The organism is Zobellella taiwanensis (assembly GCF_003012795.1).
GTDB lineage: Bacteria > Pseudomonadota > Gammaproteobacteria > Enterobacterales > Aeromonadaceae > Oceanimonas > Oceanimonas taiwanensis.
Genome location: NZ_PXYH01000015.1, coordinates 1 through 20,213 on the forward strand (window position 1 = coordinate 1; position 20,213 = coordinate 20,213).

Consider the following 20,213-nt stretch of genomic DNA (forward strand, 5'->3'; position numbering starts at 1 on the left):
CGAAGGTCAAAACCGGCATCACTGTCCCCGAGTTCGGGGTAAGTTAATGGCATGAGCCGTATACGTGGCCCGTATGTACGGTTCTGTGAGAGGGATGAGGCGGTAACGCCTCACCCTACTCGATATGGCCGGCCGGTCCGGCCGCCGGGGCGGTAGCGCTGGCAACCGGATGCTAAACTCTGTACAATTTCGCGCCCTGTGGGCTCTGGTCAAAACGCGAGAGGCAACCGATGAGTGAGACAAAAATAAACCTGCTGGATCTGGATCGTGACGGCATGCGCGAGTTCTTCAATGAACTGGGCGAAAAACCGTTTCGTGCCGATCAGGTGATGAAATGGATCTATCACTTCGGTTGCGACGACTTCGAGCAGATGACCAATATCAACAAGGTACTGCGCGGCAAACTGCAGGAGCGCGCCGAAATCCGCGCGCCCGAGATCAGCGTGGAGCAAAAGTCCAGCGACGGCACCATCAAGTGGGCCATGACGGTGGGCGATCAGGAAGTCGAAACCGTCTATATCCCCGATGGTGACAGGGCCACCCTGTGTGTTTCTTCCCAGGTGGGCTGTGCCCTCGACTGCAAGTTCTGCTCTACCGCCCAGCAGGGCTTCAACCGCAACCTCAAGGTGTCCGAAATCATCGGCCAGGTATGGCGGGCTGCCAGCCGGGTGGGATTCAGCAAGGACACCGGGCGCCGTCCCATCACCAACGTGGTGATGATGGGCATGGGCGAGCCCCTGCTCAATCTCAGCAATGTGGTGCCGGCCATGCGGCTGATGCTGGAGGATTACGGTTTCGGCCTGTCCAAGCGGCGGGTGACCCTGTCCACTTCCGGCGTGGTACCGGCGCTGGACAAACTCGGCGACATGATAGACGTGGCCCTGGCGGTCTCCCTGCACGCACCCAACGACCAGCTGCGCTCCGAGATCATGCCGATCAACGACAAGTACGACATCGCCACCCTGCTGGACAGCATCCGGCGCTATATCGCCAAGTCCAATGCCAACCAGGGCAAGGTGACCATAGAGTACGTGCTGCTCGATCACGTCAACGACGACATGCAGCACGCCCACGAACTGGCCCAGCTGTTGAAGGACCTGCCCTGCAAGATCAACCTGATCCCCTTCAACCCCTTCCCGGGCAACCCTTACGGCAAGCCGAGCAACAGCCGCATCGACCGTTTCAACAAGGTACTGATGCAGTACGGCAATACCGTGACCATCCGCAAGACCCGGGGCGACGACATCGACGCCGCCTGTGGTCAATTGGTGGGCGATGTCATCGACCGGACCAAGCGCACCCTGAAAAAACGGATGCAGGAGCAAAGTATATCCGTCACAATGGTTTAAGGATCAACCCATTGGCGTGAAAGGAATGCAAAAGCGCGTATTGTTGCCGGCGGCCCTGCTGCTGGGATTGCTGGGGGGATGCGTCAGTGAAACCGTTCACCTGACAGAAGGGCGCCAGTCGCGTGACGTGGTGTTCTCTCCCTCCCAGGCAGCCATGACCCGGATGAACCTGGGGCTGGAATACCTGCGCCGGGGAGACGCCGAGCAGGCCAAGTTCAACCTGGACCGTGCCCTGTCCCAGGATCCGCGCAATCCGGACGTGCACCTGGCGCAGGCTTATTTCTACCAGTCGGTCTCCGAGTTTGACAAGGCCGAACAGAGCTACCGCCAGGTATTGAAGTTGGCTCCCCGACACGGGGACGGACTCAACAATTACGGGGCTTTTCTCTGTGGCAGGGAACGTTTCGATGAAGCCGATGTCATGTTTAGGAAGGCGGTGGCGGTGCCTGGCTATGTCCAGGTGGCCGACACCTATGAAAATGCCGCCCTCTGCGCCATCGGTAACGGGCAGCCCGGTGCAGCCCTCGATTATTTCCGCCGGGCACTGGAATACAGCCCGGCCAAACCGCGCGCCCTGCTTGGCAGCGCCGAGCTGCTGGCGGAGCAGGGGGATAACGCCGCCGCTCTCGTTTTCCTTGACCGTTACCGGCAAGAACATTTACCCAGCCCCCAGAGTTTATGGCTGACAGTGCGCACTGCACAGGCACAGGGACAAGTGGCGAAAGCCCAGCAGGCCGGTGCCGAGCTGGTGCGTTTATTTCCGGATTCAGAACAGGCCAGGCGATTCCTGACAAATGACTACTAACGAACAGCAACAGCAGCCCCAGGCTGACACCACGGTGCCCGTTACGGCAGGACCCGGCGCCATGTTGCGCCAGGCGCGGGAGGCCAGGGGGTGGAGCCAGGCGGAAGTGGCCCGCCGGCTCAACCTGCGACTGGCGGTCATCGAGTCCATCGACGACGATCATTACAAGGCGGGGGTGGCGCTCACTTTCCTGCGGGGCTATGTCAAGGCCTACGCCAAGGTCGTGGGTGTGAACGAGCAACAGGCCCTGGCCGCCTTCGACGGCATGAGCGGCATCGAACAGGTGCGTAGCGCTGCCGCCACCTCCATGCAGAGCTTTTCCCGCAAGACTCGCCAGCAGGCCAACGACAAATGGCTCAAGCGCATCAGCTGGCTGGTGCTGCTGGGGCTGGTCGGCTCCCTGGTGTTCTGGTGGTGGCAGGACAGCGGTGCCAGCTACGTAGAGCGGACCCTGGAACCGGTGATCTCGCAGCAGGACGCGGTTCCCACGCCGCCGGCCGAGGTACAGGCAGAGACGGCACCTGCGCCGCTGATGGTGCCGTCCGAGCCGGTCGAGATGCCGGCCGAACCCCTCTCCCAGGCGTCCGCCGAGCCTGGCGTCACCGCTACGCCGGTCGCGGATGAGCAGCCGGAGGCCGTCTCCGCCGCCGAGCCGGTTTCCGAGGTCGCCGCCGAGCCGGCGCAGGCGGTAGTCGACGCCGACAGTGCCGCCGCCAGCCCGGTGCCGGCGGCCGATCCCCGTCGCCTGGTGCTGAGCTTCAGCGCCGACTGCTGGATCCAAATCACCGATGCCGAAGGCCGGGTGCTGTCGGAAGGGGTCAAAACCTCCCGAGACAACCTGGTGCTCGAAGGTGAACCGCCATTCCGGCTGGTACTGGGCGCACCCCGGGCGGCCAGCGTGGAATACCTCGGCCAGCCGGTGGACCTGTCATCCTTCAGCGCCGGCCGGGTGGCCCGCCTGACCGTTCCGCAATCCTGACGCAATGAATCAAGAGCAAACCATGTCCCAACACGAATCTCCCATTATTCGCCGCAAGTCCAAGCAAATTCGTGTCGGCTCCGTGCTGGTGGGGGGGGATGCCCCCATCAGCGTGCAGACCATGACCAACACCCTGACCACGGACGTGGCAGCCACCCTGGCCCAGATCCGGGCGGTGGAGAAGGCCGGTGCCGACATAGTGCGGATCTCGGTGCCCACCATGGAAGCGGCGGAAGCCTTCAGGGCCATTCGTGCCGGCACCACCATGCCGCTGGTGGCGGACATCCATTTCGATTACCGCATTGCCCTGCAGGTGGCCGAATACGGCGCCGATTGCCTGCGCATCAACCCGGGTAACATCGGCCGGGAAGACCGTGTGCGGGCGGTAGTAGACTGCGCCCGGGACAAGGGCATTCCCATCCGTATCGGGGTCAACGGCGGCTCATTGGAGCGTGAGCTGCAGGAAAAATACGGTGAGCCCACGCCGGCGGCGCTGGTGGAATCGGCCCTGCGCCACGTGGATATTCTCGACAAGCTCAATTTCGATCAGTTCAAGGTGAGCGTGAAGGCGTCCGACGTCTTCCTGGCGGTGGGCGCCTACCGGGAGCTGGCCCGCCAGATTGAGCAGCCCCTGCACCTGGGCATTACCGAGGCCGGCGGCTTTCGCAGCGGCGCGGTAAAGTCCGCCATCGGTCTGGGCATGCTGCTGGCCGAGGGCATCGGCGACACCCTGCGCATTTCCCTGGCCGCCGATCCGGTGGAAGAGGTCAAGGTCGGTTTCGACATTCTCAAGTCCCTGCGCATTCGTGCCCGGGGCATCAATTTTATCGCCTGCCCGTCCTGCTCCCGTCAGGAGTTCGATGTCATCGGCACCGTCAATGCCCTGGAAAGCCGGCTGGAAGACATCGTCACCCCGATGGACGTCTCCATTATCGGCTGCGTGGTCAATGGGCCCGGCGAGGCCCTGATCTCCGACCTGGGGCTGGCCGGTGCCCAGCGCAAGAGCGCCTTCTACGAGAATGGCGAGCGGGTCGACCGGCTCGACAACACCGCCCTGGTGGATGCCCTGGAAGCGCGCATTCGCGCCAAGGTGGCCCGGCTGGATCCCGCCGCCCGCATCCCGGTACAGGACCGGGACTGAGTCCGATTTTCCCATTGCCCAAACACAGAGACTTTTTCGTGGCCAAACCAATTCAAGCAATTCGTGGCATGAACGACTGCCTGCCGGAACAAACCCCGGCCTGGCAACAGGCAGAGGCGGTGCTTCGCCAGTTAATGAGCAGCTACGGATACAGTGAAATCCGCATGCCGGTGATGGAAGTGACCGGCCTGTTCAAGCGCGCCATCGGCGAGGTGACCGATGTGGTCGAGAAGGAAATGTACACCTTCGACGATCGCAACGGCGACAGCCTGACCCTGAGGCCGGAAGGCACCGCCGGCTGCGTGCGTGCCGGCATTGAGCACGGCCTGCTGTACAACCAGGAAAGGCGCATGTGGTACCTGGGTCCCATGTTCCGCTACGAGCGGCCGCAAAAGGGCCGTTACCGCCAGTTTCACCAGTTCGGGGTCGAGGTGTTTGGCCTCAATGGCCCGGATATCGACGCCGAGCTCATCATGCTCACCGCCCGCCTGTGGAAGGTGCTGGGCGTGGCCGAGCACCTTACCCTGCAGCTCAACAGCCTGGGGCAGCCGGAAGAGCGGGCGCAATACCGCCAGGCGCTGGTCGCTTTTCTGCAGCAGCATGAAGACCGTCTCGACGATGACAGCCGCCGGCGCATGCACAGCAACCCGCTGCGGGTGCTCGACAGCAAGGATGCGGGGGTACAGGCCCTGCTGGCGGATGCGCCGGTGTTGTCCGATTACTTCGGCGCAGACACCCAGGCCCACTTTGAGCGGCTCAAGTCCCTGCTGACTGCCGCCGGCATCCGCTTCGAACTCAATCCGCGTCTGGTGCGCGGCCTGGATTACTACAACCTCACGGTATTCGAGTGGATCACCGACAGCCTGGGGGCGCAGGGCACCGTCTGCGGCGGCGGCCGCTACGATGGCCTGGTCGAGCAGCTGGGTGGCCAGGCCACCCCGGCGGTGGGTTTTGCCATGGGCATGGAGCGCCTGGTATTGCTGCTGGATACCCTGGGCCTGGTGGAGCCGCAACCGGCCCTGGCCGAGGTTTATGTAGCGGCGATGGGCGAGGGTGCGACGGTGGCGGGTTTTGCCCTGGCCGAACGGCTGCGCGATCAGTTGCCGGCCCTGCGGGTGATGAGCCACTGCGGCGGCGGCAATTTCAAAAAGCAACTCAAGCGCGCCGACAAGAGCGGGGCGGCCATCGCCCTCATTCTGGGGGAAGAGGAAATTGCCCGTGGTGAGGTAACGGTGAAGTATTTGCGCGGCCAGGGGGAACAGCGGACCCTGGCTCAGGACGAACTGATCGAACAGCTCAAGCAAGAGGGGATCTGAGTGGACATTTACAGCACTGAAGAACAGCAACTGGATGCCCTGAAACGGTGGTGGAAAGAATACGGCAAGGCCATCATCCTGGGCTCGGTCATCGGTCTGGGCGGTCTGTTCGGCTGGCGTTATTACCAGAGCCATCAGTTGGAAACCCGCGCCGCCGGCGCCGAGGCCTTCGAGCAGGTCAGCCAGCGGCTGGCCAGCGAGGGCAGCGCGGCATTCGAGGCCACCGCCACCTTTGTGCGCGACAACCAGGGCAACAGCTACGGCGGGCTGGCAGCCCTGTTGCTGGCGGCCCAGGCGGTGGAAGCCGGCAACCTGGCACTGGCCCGCGAGCAGCTGGAGCTGGCCCTGGCCGGCACTGAGGATGCAGCCCTGGCCAATACCGTCCGTCTGCGCCTGGCCCGGGTACTGCTGGCACAGGAGCAATTCGATGCCGCCCAGGAGCGGCTCAATCAGGTGGAAGGCGAAGCCTTCGCCGCCCTGCGCAGTGAAGTTCAGGGAGACCTCTACCTGGCCCGCGGCCAGCTCGACGCCGCCCGTGAAGCCTATGGGGCGGCGCGCGATGCCGGCGGCCTGAACGGTAATCCCGGGCTGCAGCTCAAGCTCGATCACCTGGCGGTTTCCGCCGAACTCGTGGACGAGGAGGCATAATGACCCCATTAACCCGCATTCTGCCCCTGCTGCTGGGGCTTGGCCTGGCCGCCTGCTCGAGCCAGGAGCCGGTGGCTCCCGCCAACCCCCTGCCCGAGATAGACAATGCCTTTGAGACCCGGGTGCTCTGGTCTGCCTCGGTTGGCGACGGCGTCGGCAGCTACTACTCCCAGCTGCGCCCCGCAGTCGATGGCGCCCGTCTGTTCGCCGCTTCCCGCGACGGGGTGCTGGCGGCCTATGACCGGGCAAGCGGCGAGCGCCTGTGGCGGACCCGGCTGGACAAGCTCGAGATCAACGAAAACCAGCGCAGCCCCCGCATTTCCGGCGGCCTGACCGCCGCTTACGGCAATCTCTATTTCGGCTCCGAGAACGGCATCGTCTACGCCGTGTCCCAGGCCGACGGCGAACTGTTGTGGACCCGGGACGTACCCGGCGAGGTGTTGGCCGCGCCGGCGGTGGACGAAGGCAAGGTGGTGGTGCACACCAGCGCCGGCAACCTGGTGGCGCTCGACTCCACCAGTGGCGAACAGCAGTGGCTGCTGCGCAACGAGCAGCCCAGCCTGACCCTGCGTAGCATGTCCACTCCGGTTACCGCCGGCGGCGCCGTGCTCTATGGCCGGGCGGACGGTCGTTTGGGGATAGCCCTGCTGGCCAACGGCCAGCCGGTGCGCGATACCCGTATCGCCAGTCCCCGCGGCGCCACCGAGCTGGAGCGGATGGTGGACGTGGCGGCCCGGCCGGTGATTCTGGGCGATATCCTGTTTGCTATCGCCTATAATGGCCAGCTGACCGCGCATCAGCTGATTTCCGGCCAGGAACTGTGGAAGCGCCAGTACCAGGGTTCGCGTGATCTGAGCACCGACGGTCGGCTGCTTTATATCAGCGACAGCCGCGGCCATTTGTTCGCGGTGGAGGCCCGCAGCGGCAGCGAAGTGTGGTCCAACACCGAGCTGGAAAACCGCCGGTTGACCGCACCCGCCGTGTTCGGCGACTACCTGGTGGTGGGCGATGGCGAAGGCTACCTCTACTGGCTCGATCGCCAGAGTGGCGAGATACGCTCATTGCAGCGCATCGACAGCGCCGGCCTGTATGCCGCGCCCCTGGCGGCCGGCGACACCCTATACGTGCAAAGCCGCAGCGGCGATCTGGTGGCCATCGGCCAGCCTTGATCCCGGCGTGGATAACGGCACCACCGGCTCCTGATCCCGCGTCAGGGGCCGTTATTGTTTTCTGGAGAAGCGAAGTATGATGCCAGTAGTGGCCCTGGTAGGCCGCCCCAACGTGGGCAAATCCACCCTTTTCAACCGACTGACCCGGACCCGGGATGCCCTGGTGGCGGACTTTCCCGGCCTGACCCGGGACCGCAAATACGGCCAGGCCAAGGTGGGCGAGCTGGAATTTATCGTGGTCGACACCGGTGGTATCGACGGGACCGAGGAAGGTATTGAGCTTAAGATGGCCGAACAGTCCCTGGCCGCCATCGACGAGGCGGACGTGGTGCTGTTTATGGTGGATGCCCGGGCCGGCCTGACCGTGGCGGACGAAGCCATCGCCAACCACCTGCGCCGCTGTCAGAAGAAGACCCTGCTGGTGGCCAACAAGACCGACGGCATCGACGCCGACTCGGCGGTAAGCGAGTTCTACCTGCTGGGCCTGGGGGACATTTACCAGATCGCCGCCGCCCACGGCCGCGGCGTGCTGAGCCTGCTGGAAACCGCCCTGGCGCCCCAGCTGGAAGCCCTGGCGGCGGAACGGGAAGCGGTGGAGGCCGAGGAGGATGACGGCGAGGAGCTGGAGTTCGACGAGCAGGATCTGGCCGAGGCGATGGAAGCCCTTGACGAGCTGGAGGAGGAAGAAGCCACCCCCTTCGAGGATTTGCCGATCAAGCTGGCCATTGTCGGCCGCCCCAATGTGGGCAAGTCCACCCTTACCAACCGCATCCTCGGCGAGGAGCGGGTGGTGGTATACGACATGCCCGGCACCACCCGGGACTCGGTCTATATCCCCATGCAGCGGGACGAGCGGGACTTTATCCTGATCGATACCGCCGGGGTGCGCCGGCGCGGCAAGGTCCATGAGACGGTAGAAAAATTTTCGGTGATCAAGACCCTGCAGGCCATCGAGGACGCCAATGTGGTACTGCTGGTACTGGATGCCCGGGAAGGCATTTCCGATCAGGATCTCAGCCTGCTCGGCTTCGTGCTCAACGCCGGGCGCAGCATAGTGCTGGCGGTCAACAAGTGGGACGGCCTCAGCCAGGATGTGAAGGACGACATCAAGCGCGAGCTGGACCGGCGCTTAGGGTTTATCGACTTCGCCCGCCTGCATTTTATTTCGGCCCTGCACGGCAGCGGCGTGGGCAACCTGTTCGGCTCTGTGGTCGAGGCCTACGAGTCCGCCACCCGCCGGGTGAACACCTCCATGCTGACACGCATCATGCAGATGGCCCAGGACGACCATCAGCCGCCCCTGGTGCGCGGCCGCCGGGTCAAGCTCAAGTACGCCCACGCCGGTGGCTACAACCCGCCGCGCATCATAGTGCACGGCAACCAGGTCAAGGATCTGCCGGACTCCTACAAACGCTATCTTATCAACTACTTCCGCCGCTCCCTGCAGATCATGGGCACGCCCATCCGGGTGGAGTTCCAGGAAGGGGACAACCCCTACGCCGGCCTCAAGAACAAGCTGACGGCAACCCAGTTGCGCAAGCGCAAGCGATTGATGAAGTTCATCAAGAAAAAATGATACCCAAACGCCGGCAGTGCCGGCGTTTTCTTTGATGGCAAGGACTGAGCATGGAAGCCGCCAGGGTCCCCGGCGGTTATTCGGTGGTGGGCTGGGTCAGAAAATAGGCGCTGTTGCGGCGCAAAATCTTGCGCCGCAGATCCTGCATCATGATTTTGCGGCGCGGCGACCAGCCGGCCGGCTTGCGCTGTCGCAGCAAGGCGCGTCTGCGTTTCAACATGGTGGATTCCCCTTCACAAAACTCGTTCGGCAACACGATGTTGCATTGCTTCAGGTAATAACAGTTTGCCCTGCGCGAGTAAAGTGACATTGCGGTTAAAGTGGCGGAACTGTCGGCGGGCTCTCACGCTGGGCGGTGGCCAGCCCCGGATCCGTGGTCGGATTGTTCAGCCACAGCAGGCTCTGGTAGTACTGGCGCACATTATTGACAAACTTCTGGGCTTCCCGGCCGCGGGCATAGCCATAGCGGGTCTGGCTGTGCCACTGGGGCTGGTGCAGCAGGGGCAGGTTTTCCTTCACCGCCGCCCAGGAATCCGGATCCTGATCCCGCAGCCGGGTCAGCCGGCGCACGTCCAGCAGGTGGCCCAGGCCCAGGTTGTAGGCCGCCAGGGCGAACCAGACCCGTTCATCCTCGGGAATGCTGTCGGGCAGACGCTCGATGAGCGAGGCCAGGTAATGGGCGCCGCCGCGGATGCTCTGTTCCGGATCCAGACGATCTTCCACCCCCACCTGCCTGGCGGTGTCCTCGGTCAGCATCATCATGCCCCTGACGCCGGTGTAGGAGCGGGCCTGGGGATCCCAGTGGGATTCCTGGTAACTCACCGCCGCCAGCAGGCGCCAGTCCAGCTCGCCGGCATAACGTTCGAACAGGGGCTGGTAGCGGGGCAGCAGGTCTTCCGCCCGGCGCAGGAAGGTGCGGGTGTCCACATAATCGAAGTCCTGGATATGGCCGAAGTATTTTTCGTTGAGCCGAGCCAGGGTGCCGAGTTTTTGCTGTTCGCCGAAGAAGGTCAGCATCCGGGCCAGCAGGCTGTCGTCGTCGCGCCGGTCAATAACCCAGGCCACCGGCTGGGGATCGCTCAGGCTGAACGCGGCCTCCACGTTGGGGTAATAACGCTGGGTGCGGGCCAGAAGGGTGTCCTCCACCAAGGTATGGTCGGCGCGGCCCTCGGCGACCTGGCGCAACAGGTCCTCCGCGTCGGCGTCGCGGCGGGTTTCCCAGCGCAGCTCGGGCAGTTCCTGCTGCAGGGCATGCAGCCATTCGGCCTGGCTGGAGCCGGCCAGCACCCGGATGTCGCCCGCTATCTGCTCCGGTCCCTGGGGGCGGGGCTCGCCCTTGCGGTAGACCAGGGTCTGGGCCACTTCGTACAGACTGGGCCCGAAGCGATATTGCTGGCGACGCAGGGGGGTACTGGTGAGGCCGGCGGCCAGCATGTCGACCTTGCCCGCGTCGAGCAGGGCGAAGAGATCGTCCAGGCTGTAGGCGGGTACCATGCGCAGCGCGACGCCGAGGTCATCGGCAAAAGACAACGCCAGCTCGTAATCCAGTCCTTCCTGTTGGTCGTCGCGCAGGAAATAGTAGAGCGGATGATAGAGGGTTCCGACCCTGAGCTCGCCCCTGGCTTGGATCTGGGCCTGCTGGCTCCTGGCCTGGGGCTTGGCATCGCAGCCGGCCAGGGTCATCAGGCCCAGCAGCAGGGTGGTTCGGGAGAGCAAAAGAATACGGCGCAAGGGTCGGTTCCTCTGGTTGTACGACCGGCATTTTATAGCAGAAGTCGACTCATTCGTCAGGTAATTGCGCCTATTCGCGCCGGACAGACCAGTAGCTCGCGCCGGAAATCGGCGTCGACAGGGCAGGGGTGTAAACCTATAATACCGCCAATTTCTCAACCCCCCATTCACTCACGCTTTGAGAATCAGCCACTATGGAAATACTGAGAGGCTCGCCGGCCTTATCCGGTTTCAGAACCCAGGCGATCATCCGCCGCGCCCAGGAGCAGGAACTGCCGCTGGCGGGACTGGACACCGAGTATGTGCACTTTGTCGCGTTGAACGCCAACCTCGAGGCCGACACCCGACAAACCCTGAGCCGCTTGCTCGACAGCCCCGCCCAGGGCATTACCCCGGCCGCCGGCAGCCTGCTGGTGCTGGTCACTCCCAGGCCCGGTACCCTTTCCCCCTGGTCCAGTAAGGCCACCGACATCGCCCGCAACTGCGGCCTGGCCCAGGTCAGGCGCATCGAGCGCGGTATCGCCTATTACCTTAGTTTCGAGCGTGAACCTACCGCCGTTGAGTTAAAGGCCATCAAGAGCCTGTTGCACGACCGCATGACCGAGGTGACCCTCGACAGCCTGGACGCCGCCGACTGCCTGTTTGCCCAGGCCGAGCCGGCGCCGCTGACCTCGGTCGATATCCTCACCGGCGGCCGCGAAGCCCTGGCCGAGGCCAACCTGCGCATGGGCCTGGCCCTGGCGGAAGACGAAATCGACTACCTGTACGAGGGTTTCAGCAAGCTGGGGCGTAATCCCAACGACATCGAACTCTACATGTTCGCCCAGGCCAACTCCGAGCACTGCCGGCACAAGATTTTCAACGCCGACTGGACCATAGACGGCGTCGAGCAGCCCAAGTCCCTGTTCAAGATGATCAAGAACACCTTCGAGCAGGTGCCCGACCATGTGCTGTCCGCCTACAAGGACAACGCCGCCGTCATGGCCGGTTCGCCGGCGGGCCGCTTTTTCCCCAGCCCCGAGTCGGGCGAGTACCGCTATCACCAGGAAGACATCCATATCCTGATGAAGGTGGAAACCCACAACCACCCCACCGCCATCTCTCCCTATCCGGGCGCCGCCACCGGCTCCGGCGGCGAAATCCGCGACGAGGGCGCCACCGGCCGGGGTTCCAAGCCCAAGGCGGGCCTGGTGGGCTTTAGCGTATCCAACCTGAAGATTCCCGGCTACCCGCGGCCCTGGGAGCAGGACTTCGGCAAGCCCGAGCGCATCGTCAGCGCCCTCGACATCATGATCGACGGCCCCCTGGGCGGTGCGGCCTTCAACAACGAATTCGGCCGTCCGGCCCTGCTCGGCTACTTCCGTACCTACGAGGAGCAGGTCTCCAGCTTCAATGGCGAGGAAGTGCGCGGCTACCACAAGCCGATCATGATCGCCGGCGGCCTCGGCAATATCCGCGCCGAGCACGTGCAGAAGGGTGAGATCACCGTCGGCGCCAGGCTGGTGGTGCTGGGTGGCCCGGCCATGAACATCGGCCTGGGCGGCGGTGCCGCTTCCAGCATGGCTTCTGGCCAGTCCAGCGAGGATCTGGATTTTGCCTCGGTGCAGCGGGACAACCCCGAGATGGAGCGCCGCTGTCAGGAAGTGATCGACCGTTGCTGGGCCCTGGGTGACGCCAACCCCATCCAGTTTATCCACGACGTGGGCGCGGGCGGCCTGTCCAACGCCATGCCGGAGCTGGTCAACGACGGCGGCCGCGGCGGCCGTTTCAACCTGCGTGATATTCCCAACGACGAGCCGGGCATGAGCCCGCTGCAGATCTGGTGCAACGAATCCCAGGAGCGTTATGTGCTGTCGGTGGCCGCCGACCGCCTGGCCGAGTTCGAGGCCATCTGCCGCCGGGAGCGCGCGCCCTTCGCGGTGATCGGCGAGGCCACCGCCGAGCCGCACCTCGGCCTGCACGACAGCCACTTCGACAACCAGCCCATCGACATGCCGCTGGAAGTGCTGCTGGGCAAACCACCCAAGATGCAGCGGGACGTGGCAAGCCGTACCCACCAGAGCCCGGCGCTGGATGTGCACGGCATCAACCTCAAGGACGCCGTGGAACGGGTGCTGACCCTGCCCACCGTGGCCGACAAGGGCTTCCTGATCACCATCGGTGACCGCACCGTCACCGGCCTGGTGGCCCGGGATCAGATGGTGGGCCCCTGGCAGGTGCCGGTGGCCGACTGCGCCGTCACCGCCGCTGCCTACGACACCTATGCCGGCGAGGCCATGTCCATGGGCGAGCGCGCCCCGGTGGCGCTGCTCGACTTCGCCGCCTCCGCGCGGCTGGCGGTGGCCGAAGCCATCACCAACATTGCCGCCACCGATATCGGCGATCTCAAGCGCATCAAGCTGTCCGCCAACTGGATGTCCGCCGCCGGTCACCCGGGCGAGGACGCCGGCCTGTATGAGGCCGTCAAGGCGGTGGGCGAGGAACTGTGCCCGGTGCTGGGCCTGACCATACCGGTGGGCAAGGACTCCATGTCCATGAAAACCCGCTGGCAGCAGGACGGCGAGGACAAGGCGGTCACCGCACCGATGTCGCTGGTGATTTCCGCCTTTGCCCGGGTCAACGACGTGCGGGCCACCGTCACCCCCTGGCTGCGTACCGAGCAGGGCGAGACCGATCTCGTTTATGTGGATCTGGGCAACGGCAAGAACCGCCTGGGCGCCTCCGCCCTGGCCCAGGTTTACCGCCAGCTGGGCGACAAGCCCGCCGACCTGGACAACCCCGAGCAGCTCAAGGGCTTTTTCTACGCCATCCAGGCGCTGCTGGCCGAGCAGAAACTGCTGGCCTACCATGACAAGGGCGACGGCGGCCTGTTGGTGACCCTGGCGGAAATGGCCTTTGCCGGCAATACTGGCCTCGATGTCGAGCTGGATCTGCTCGGCGCCGATCACCTGGCCGCCCTGTTCAACGAAGAGCTGGGCGCCGTGCTGCAGGTGCGTCGCGACGACAAGGAAGCGGTGCTCACCTGCCTGGCCGGCCACGGCCTGGCCGCCTGCACCCATGTCATTGGCGCGCCCAACCAGGACGACACCCTGCGGCTGCTGGCAAACGGCGAAGAAATTTACGCCGAGTCACGCACTGCGCTGCGCCGGCTCTGGTCCGAGACCAGCTACCGCATGCAGGCCCTGCGCGACAACCCCGACTGTGCCCGCTCCGAGTTCGACGCCAAGCTGGAGGCCGACAACCCCGGTTTGTCGGTGTCGCTCAGTTTCGATCCCAAGGAAGACATCGCCGCGCCCTTTATCGCCAAGGGTGTGCATCCCAAGATGGCCATACTGCGCGAGCAGGGGGTCAACTCCCATCTGGAAATGGCGGCCGCCTTCGATCGGGCCGGCTTCAGCGCCATCGATGTGCACATGAGCGATCTGCAGAGCGGCCGCCACCGGCTGGACGAGTTCGCCGGCCTGGTGGCCTGTGGCGGCTTCTCCTACGGTGACGTGCTCGGCGCCGGCGGCGGCTGGGCCAAGAGCATTCTGTTCAACGAGGCGCTGCGCGCCCAGTTCGAGGCCTTCTTTCAGCGCGACGACAGCTTCGCCCTCGGCGTGTGCAACGGCTGCCAGATGCTGTCCCAGCTGCGGGATCTGATCCCCGGTGCGGCCCACTGGCCGGACTTTGTGCGCAATACCTCCGAGCGCTTCGAAGCCCGCTTCAGCCTGGTGGAAGTACAGGAGTCGCCCAGCCTGTTCCTGTCCGGCATGGCCGGCTCGCGCCTGCCCATCGCCGTATCCCACGGCGAGGGCCGGGTCCAGCCGCTGCGTGCCGATATTGCGGCTATAGAGGCAAGCGGTACCGTGGCGCTGCGCTATGTGGACCACCATGGCCAGGCGACCGAGCGCTATCCGTTCAACCCCAACGGCTCCGCCAACGGCATCACCGGCCTGTCCAGCGAAGACGGCCGGGTCACCATCATGATGCCGCACCCGGAGCGGGTGTTCCGCACCGTGGCCAACTCCTGGCACCCGGACACCTGGGGCGAGGACGGCGGCTGGATGCGCATCTTCCGCAACGCGCGGAAAAATCTGGGCTAGATCCCAGTCCGGAACCTCTGTTTCAAGCCCGCAGCAATGCGGGCTTTTTATTTTTCGTTTGAGTCTATATGATGGAGCTGCCCGAAAAATAACCAGGCCTGACGACGCCGGACTTCCAACAAGCGGGTAACGGAAACAGCTTCCTCCTCAACTCAACCATAGAGCACGGACATGGACGAAAGCGATTTGTTATGGGCGAGCTCGGCCGATCTGCACCTGGCCAGCGAGGCTGGCCTGCGCGAGCTGGCCAGCAGCTCCATCGCCCTGGCCCGGCAGATCATGCAACATACCCGGGAAGGCATAGTGGTGATGGATGCCCGAGGCCGGGTCGTGGGCGTCAACCCGGCCTTTTGCCGGCTCAGCGAACTGGATGCGGATGCCATTCACGGCTGCCATATCACCAATATCAATGAAGATCTGCACGAGCGTCGCTACTACCGCCAGATCTGGCACCGGCTGCAGCAGGCGGGCTACTGGCAGGGAGAAGTGCAGCACCATACCCGTCAAGGCCGGCTGGCCACCCATTGGCTGATGCTGCACCTGATCCGCGACGACCGCGGCCGGGTCACCCATATCATCGGCATCCTCGACGACATCAGCCGGCTCAAGCAATCGGAAGAAAGGCTCAGCTATCTGGCCCACCACGATGCCCTCACCGGCACCGCCAACCGGGGCTTTCTGCTGAGCTGGTTTGCCAAGGTGCGCCTGGCGCTGGAAGACGGGGAGCAACTGGCGTTGCTGTTTATCGATCTCGACCGCTTCAAGCCGATCAACGACAGCTTCGGCCACGGGGTCGGCGACCAGGTGCTCAAGGCCCTGGCCGGCCGGCTGCTGGCGCTGGTGGATGCCAACGAGCTGGTGGCCCGCATCGGCGGCGACGAATTCGTGATGATCTGGCGCGGCCCGCTGAAGGAGCAGGAACTGCTGGCCAAGGCCGAGCAGTTGCTCGACCAGTTGGAGGCCCCGGTGCTGGTGGGCGAGTACGAACTCTGCGTTGGCGCCAGCATCGGCGTCAGCCTCTATCCCGAGCACGGGGTTGAGATAGAAACCCTGCTGCGCTATGCCGACAGCGCCATGTACGAGGCCAAGACCTTCAGCAGCGCCAAGGTGTGCCTGTTCGACAGTGCCCAGTTCGCCCGGCTGGAGCGGCAACACCGGCTGGCGGGGGAATTTCGGCGGGCGCTGGAGGAGGATCAGCTGTTTCTCGAGTACCAGCCGAGGACGGCGCTTCATTCCCAGCGTCTGCTGAGCCTGGAGGCCCTGTTGCGCTGGCGCCACCCCGAGCTTGGCACCCTCTATCCCGAGCAGTTTCTGCCGGCCGCCAAGGATGCCGGCCTGCTGTGCCGGCTGGCGGAGTGGGTGTTTACCCGGGTGGCCGGCCAGCAACGGTGCTGGCGAGAGGGGGGCGGCTGGCGCGGGCCGGTCAGCGTCAACCTGAGCGGGCTGGAGCTGGAGCAGCACAAGGCGGAGCGGCTGCTGGAGCTGCTGGGCGGAGAGGGCGTCAGCCCCGACAGCATCATGGTCGAGCTGCGCAGCGACTTCATCATGCGGCGCAGCGAGTCGTTGCTGGGGGTGCTGGCCGCCTTTCGTCGCGCCGGCATGGCCATCTACCTGGACAACGTGGGCGACGGCCGGCTCAGTTTCAGCAAGCTGCGCCAACTGCCCATCGACGGCATCAAGCTGGATCGCAGCCTGCTGTCGAGCCATTTCGACCCTGTCGACCAGTCGGTGATCCGGGCACTGCTGCTGCTGGCCCAGAGCCTGGGGCTGGAAGTGGTGGCCTGCGGGGTGGAAACCGCCGAGCAGATGGAGTTTTTGCGCCGCCATGGTTGCGGCTCGGTACAGGGCCAACTGCTGGCCTCGCCGATGAGCCCGGCGCAGCTGGAGCGCTTTTGGCAGGAGCCGGCCGCCCTGGCTTGAGCGGCGCTAGTCCAGACCGTGCAGCCTGAGCCGGCCCGGGTCGATTTCCAGCCCCAGGATCTGCCCCCGCAACTGTTGTTGCAGGGGATCCCGGGCATCGAGCACATATACCGGATACTGAGACAGATAGCCGGCCACGCCCTGCAGCAGCATGGGCAGCATAAAGCCCGCCTGGGGCAGGCCGCCGTCGTCGTTGAGTCGGTAGCTGAGCAGCTCGAACTCGTCCAGGTAAAGGGCGCCCTGCTCGCTGTCGTAGCGGGGGCGGGCGCTAAAATCGCCGTTCAGATCCCAGGTAAAGCGCCGCTCTCCCTGGCTGACGGAAATAATGCCCCGGCCGGTGACTCTGGCCTTGTCGGCCTCCTGGCGGCCGAGTTCCACCCGGAGATCCTCAAGTCGTATTCCCGCCGCCAGCCAGTCGCCCAGGGTCAGCGGAAACTCCCGCCCGAGCTGGCGTTCGAGCTCGCTGTTGAGCTGTTGCTCGGTGATCGTCAGGGTTTGCGCTCCTGCCAGATTGCTTATCCCAATGAGAAATAAAAAAAGTATAATAATCATAGGCCTGTGTCCATGTCCTGGGATTGCCTGTCCTGTTTGAGAGGAGCTAGGCGTTTTTGAGCGATTATATCTATACGGTAATAGGATGGCTGCTGTTTGTCGCCCACACCAGCCTGGTGCTGGGGGTGACCTTCAGGGTGATCATGAAGCGCCGGGCGGTGGGGGTCTCCCTGGCCTGGCTGGCCCTCATCTATGCCATCCCCATCCTCGGGGTGGCGGCCTATATACTGTTTGGCGAGGTTCGCCTGGGCCGCAAGCGGGCAGAGCGCGCCAAGTCCATGTACCGGCCCCATGCCGACTGGATCAATGTGCTGGTATCCCGCTTCCCGGGACAGCAGTTCGAGGTGAGCGATCCGGCTCGGCCCATTTACGAGCTGGTCAAGGCCCGGCTCAACATGCCCATGCTGAGCGGCAACGGCATGACCCTGCTGCAGCGTCCGGACGAGATACTGCAGGCCCTGCGCCGGGATATTGCCGCGGCGCGCAGTTCCTGCTACCTGGAGTTCTACATCTGGCATCCGGGCGGGCAGGCCGACGAGGTGGCCTACGCCCTGATGGATGCCGCCCGGCGCGGAGTGGACTGCCGGCTGCTGCTGGATTCGGTCGGCAGCGCCGATTTCTTTCGCAGCCGCTGGCCCAAGCGGATGCGGGAGGCGGGGGTCAAGGTGGTCGAGGTGCTGCCGGTGGGCGCCCTGCGGGTGTTGTTTGAGCGTCAGGATCTGCGCATGCACCGCAAGCTGGTGGTGATCGACGACGACGTCGCCTACACCGGCTCCATGAACCTGGTGGACCCTGCCTGCTTCAAGCAGGATGCCGGTGTGGGCCAGTGGGTGGACATCATGCTGCGCATCCGCGGCCCCATAGTGCCCATTATCTGGTCCCTGTTCGTGTGGGACTGGGAAATGGAAACCGGCGAACGGTTGCTGGAGCAACTGGAATACCATCCCATCAGTTGCCTGGACAATCAGCTCAAGCTGCAACTGCTGCCTTCGGGCCCCTTTATGGGCGGAGACGCCATTGCCCAGAGCCTGCTCACCGCCGTCTACCAGGCCCGGCGCCGGCTGGTGCTGATCACGCCCTACTTTGTGCCGGACGATCCCCTGGTGGCGGCCCTGTGTTCCGCCGCCGACCGGGGCGTGGAGGTGCAACTGGTGCTGCCGGCCAAAAACGACTCGCGCATGGTCAACCACGCCTGCAACGCCTTTTTCGACGAGCTGCTGCACGCCGGGGTGGAGATCCATCTGTACGCCGCCGGCCTGCTGCATACCAAGTGCGTGCTGGTGGATCACCAGTTCGCCCTGGTGGGCACGGTCAACCTGGACAAGCGCAGCCTGTGGCTGAACTTCGAGATGACGCTGCTGGTGGACGATGGCCAGGCCATGGGCGAGTTGCTGCAACTGGCGGACGAGTACCTGAGCGATGCCAAGCCCCTGTCCTGGCTGGAATGGCGCCAGCGCCCCCTGCGCAAGCGGGTGGCGGAGAACCTCTTCTACCTGATGAGCCCGCTGCTATAAATACTGGGGACTGGGGATCCCTAGTCCCTGATCCCGAGTCACCGCTTTACTGCTGGTAATGCTTGAGGAAGCGGGCAATACGGCTGACGGCGTCCTCGATATCGTCCACCCGCGGCAGGGTGACCAGGCGGAAGTGGTCGGGCTTGGGCCAGTTGAAGCCGGTGCCCTGCACGATCAGCAGTTTTTCCTGCAGCAGCAGGTCGTACACCATCTTCTGATCGTCCCTGATGTCGTACACCTTGGGATCCAGCCTGGGAAACAGGTAGATGGCGCCCTTGGGCTTGACGCAGGACACCCCGGGGATCTGGTTGAGCAGCTCCCAGGCCTTGTCCCGCTGCTGGCGCAGCCGGCCGCCGGGTAGCACCAGCTCGTTGATGCTCTGGTAGCCGCCCAGCGCCGCCTGAATGCAGTGCTGCATGGGCACGTTGGCGCACAGCCGCATGGAAGAGAGCATTTCCAGCCCCTCGATATAATCCCGGGCCTGGTGTTTGGGGCCGCTCAGCATCATCCAGCCCTGGCGGAAACCGGCGGCGCGATAGCTCTTGGACAGGCCGTTGAAGGTGGCCACCAGCACGTCGTCACACAGGGTGCACACCGAGTGGTGGGCCACGTCGTCGTAAAGAATTTTGTCGTAGATTTCGTCGGCGAAAATAATCAGCTTGTTCTGGCGGGCAATTTCCACCACCTCCAGCAAAAATTCGCTGCCGTAGACGGCGCCGGTGGGGTTGTTGGGGTTGATCAGCACTATGCCCTTGGTACGGGGGCTGATCTTGGCCCTGATGTCGTCCAGATCTGGATACCAGTCAGCGCCCTCGTCGCACATATAGTGCACCGCCTTACCGCCGGACAGGGTAACGGCGGCGGTCCACAGGGGATAGTCGGGAGCGGGCACCAGGATTTCGTCGCCGTTGTTGAGCAGGGCTTGCATCGCCATCACAATCAGCTCGGAAACGCCGTTGCCGATGTAGATATCGTCGAGGTCGGTGGTGCGCAGCCCCTTTTGCTGGTAGTACTGCATCACCGCCTTGCGCGCCGAGAACAGTCCCTTGGAGTCGCAGTAGCCCTGGCTGGTGGGCAGGTTGAGGATGGCGTCCTTGAGCAGCTCCTCCGGGGCCTCGAAGCCGAAGGGCGCCGGATTGCCGATATTGAGCTTGAGGATACGGTGGCCCTCGTCTTCCAGGCGGCGGGCCTCCTTGTGGACGGGACCGCGGATGTCGTAACAGACGTTGTCCAGCTTGTGGGATTTCTCTACGGAATACATGGGTATCAAGGGCCTCGGATTATGCAACTGCCAGGAAAACCACGGACAGGAGAGGCCGGCATGAGGCGCGGGCTTCGGTAAAGGCGTGTCCGGGATGGGCAGTACAAACAAGTGATGGCGCCCATGATGGAGCTTTGGCACCCGGATGAAAAGGGGTAAAAGAGGGC

15 protein-coding genes are annotated in these 20,213 nt (G+C 64.2%); 11 read left to right on the forward strand and 4 right to left on the reverse strand.

The features are described 5' to 3' along the window. Positions 1–230 precede the first annotated feature (230 nt). From rlmN to der, 8 genes are all read left to right on the forward strand, one after another. Positions 231–1,349 carry a dual-specificity RNA methyltransferase RlmN gene (gene rlmN, locus C7I36_RS11335; protein WP_106453822.1) on the forward strand — a complete coding sequence of 373 codons (1,119 nt, stop codon included), beginning with the start codon at positions 231–233 and terminating at the stop codon, positions 1,347–1,349. A 25-nt stretch (positions 1,350–1,374) separates the two neighbouring features. Continuing rightward, positions 1,375–2,154, forward strand: coding sequence for a type IV pilus biogenesis/stability protein PilW (gene pilW, locus C7I36_RS11340; protein WP_106453823.1), 780 nt, complete (start codon positions 1,375–1,377; stop codon positions 2,152–2,154). Then, a complete protein-coding gene (gene rodZ, locus C7I36_RS11345) occupies positions 2,144–3,133 on the forward strand; it encodes a cytoskeleton protein RodZ (RefSeq protein WP_106453824.1) in 990 nt (329 codons plus the stop codon). The genes pilW and rodZ overlap by 11 nt, the downstream gene beginning before the upstream one ends. 22 nt (positions 3,134–3,155) lie before the next feature. Next, positions 3,156–4,274, forward strand: a complete 1,119-nt coding sequence (gene ispG / locus C7I36_RS11350) for a flavodoxin-dependent (E)-4-hydroxy-3-methylbut-2-enyl-diphosphate synthase (RefSeq protein WP_106453825.1) — start codon at positions 3,156–3,158, stop codon at positions 4,272–4,274. 38 nt (positions 4,275–4,312) lie between these two features. Beyond that, a complete protein-coding gene (hisS, locus tag C7I36_RS11355; RefSeq protein WP_106453888.1) occupies positions 4,313–5,590 on the forward strand; it encodes a histidine--tRNA ligase in 1,278 nt (425 codons plus the stop codon). Continuing rightward, positions 5,591–6,238 (forward strand): YfgM family protein, encoded by a 648-nt coding sequence (locus C7I36_RS11360; RefSeq protein WP_106453826.1) that lies wholly within the window; start codon positions 5,591–5,593, stop codon positions 6,236–6,238. Next, complete coding sequence (gene bamB, locus C7I36_RS11365) at positions 6,238–7,407, forward strand: outer membrane protein assembly factor BamB (RefSeq protein WP_106453827.1); 1,170 nt, start codon at positions 6,238–6,240, stop codon at positions 7,405–7,407. The genes C7I36_RS11360 and bamB overlap by 1 nt, the downstream gene beginning before the upstream one ends. Before the next feature lie 76 nt (positions 7,408–7,483). Further along, complete coding sequence (gene der / locus C7I36_RS11370; RefSeq protein WP_106453828.1) at positions 7,484–8,983, forward strand: ribosome biogenesis GTPase Der; 1,500 nt, start codon at positions 7,484–7,486, stop codon at positions 8,981–8,983. Between the two features lie 76 nt (positions 8,984–9,059). Here the strand turns inward: der and C7I36_RS17440 are convergent, their stop codons facing one another. Both C7I36_RS17440 and mltF read right to left on the reverse strand, forming a co-directional pair. Then, complete coding sequence (locus tag C7I36_RS17440; protein ID WP_181256355.1) at positions 9,060–9,203, reverse strand: hypothetical protein; 144 nt, start codon at positions 9,201–9,203, stop codon at positions 9,060–9,062. Positions 9,204–9,298: 95 nt separating this feature from the next. Beyond that, positions 9,299–10,714: a membrane-bound lytic murein transglycosylase MltF gene (gene mltF / locus C7I36_RS11375; RefSeq protein ID WP_245880100.1), complete on the reverse strand. Its 1,416-nt coding sequence runs from the start codon at positions 10,712–10,714 to the stop codon at positions 9,299–9,301. Between the two features lie 194 nt (positions 10,715–10,908). On the opposite strand from mltF, the gene purL reads away from it, so the two are divergent. Beyond that, a complete protein-coding gene (gene purL, locus C7I36_RS11380; RefSeq protein ID WP_106453829.1) occupies positions 10,909–14,799 on the forward strand; it encodes a phosphoribosylformylglycinamidine synthase in 3,891 nt (1,296 codons plus the stop codon). A gap of 171 nt (positions 14,800–14,970) precedes the next feature. After that, positions 14,971–16,719: a putative bifunctional diguanylate cyclase/phosphodiesterase gene (locus C7I36_RS11385; protein WP_106453830.1), complete on the forward strand. Its 1,749-nt coding sequence runs from the start codon at positions 14,971–14,973 to the stop codon at positions 16,717–16,719. A gap of 6 nt (positions 16,720–16,725) precedes the next feature. Here C7I36_RS11385 and C7I36_RS11390 read toward each other — a convergent pair whose 3' ends face one another. Then, positions 16,726–17,271: a YceB family lipoprotein gene (locus C7I36_RS11390; RefSeq protein ID WP_106453831.1), complete on the reverse strand. Its 546-nt coding sequence runs from the start codon at positions 17,269–17,271 to the stop codon at positions 16,726–16,728. A gap of 56 nt (positions 17,272–17,327) precedes the next feature. On the opposite strand from C7I36_RS11390, the gene cls reads away from it, so the two are divergent. Continuing rightward, entirely contained in the window at positions 17,328–18,785 is a 1,458-nt protein-coding gene (gene cls, locus C7I36_RS11395; protein WP_106453832.1) for a cardiolipin synthase, read from the forward strand. A gap of 46 nt (positions 18,786–18,831) precedes the next feature. On the opposite strand, the gene C7I36_RS11400 is transcribed toward cls, so the two are convergent. Continuing rightward, the gene (locus tag C7I36_RS11400; RefSeq protein WP_106453833.1) at positions 18,832–20,046 is read right to left on the reverse strand and encodes a pyridoxal phosphate-dependent aminotransferase; all 1,215 of its coding nucleotides are present in this window, start codon (positions 20,044–20,046) and stop codon (positions 18,832–18,834) included. Between the last annotated feature and the right edge of the window lie 167 nt (positions 20,047–20,213).

Excerpts from the sequence above, each read along its gene's own strand:
- rlmN (WP_106453822.1), top strand. The coding sequence starts at position 231 with ATGAGTGAGACAAAAATAAACCTGCTGGATCTGGATCGTGACGGCATG.
- pilW (WP_106453823.1), top strand. The coding sequence starts at position 1,375 with ATGCAAAAGCGCGTATTGTTGCCGGCGGCCCTGCTGCTGGGATTGCTG.
- rodZ (WP_106453824.1), top strand. The coding sequence starts at position 2,144 with ATGACTACTAACGAACAGCAACAGCAGCCCCAGGCTGACACCACGGTG.
- ispG (WP_106453825.1), top strand. The coding sequence starts at position 3,156 with ATGTCCCAACACGAATCTCCCATTATTCGCCGCAAGTCCAAGCAAATT.
- bamB (WP_106453827.1), top strand. The coding sequence starts at position 6,238 with ATGACCCCATTAACCCGCATTCTGCCCCTGCTGCTGGGGCTTGGCCTG.
- der (WP_106453828.1), top strand. The coding sequence starts at position 7,484 with ATGATGCCAGTAGTGGCCCTGGTAGGCCGCCCCAACGTGGGCAAATCC.
- C7I36_RS17440 (WP_181256355.1), bottom strand. The coding sequence starts at position 9,203 with ATGTTGAAACGCAGACGCGCCTTGCTGCGACAGCGCAAGCCGGCCGGC.
- purL (WP_106453829.1), top strand. The coding sequence starts at position 10,909 with ATGGAAATACTGAGAGGCTCGCCGGCCTTATCCGGTTTCAGAACCCAG.
- C7I36_RS11385 (WP_106453830.1), top strand. The coding sequence starts at position 14,971 with ATGGACGAAAGCGATTTGTTATGGGCGAGCTCGGCCGATCTGCACCTG.
- C7I36_RS11390 (WP_106453831.1), bottom strand. The coding sequence starts at position 17,271 with ATGATTATTATACTTTTTTTATTTCTCATTGGGATAAGCAATCTGGCA.
- C7I36_RS11400 (WP_106453833.1), bottom strand. The coding sequence starts at position 20,046 with ATGTATTCCGTAGAGAAATCCCACAAGCTGGACAACGTCTGTTACGAC.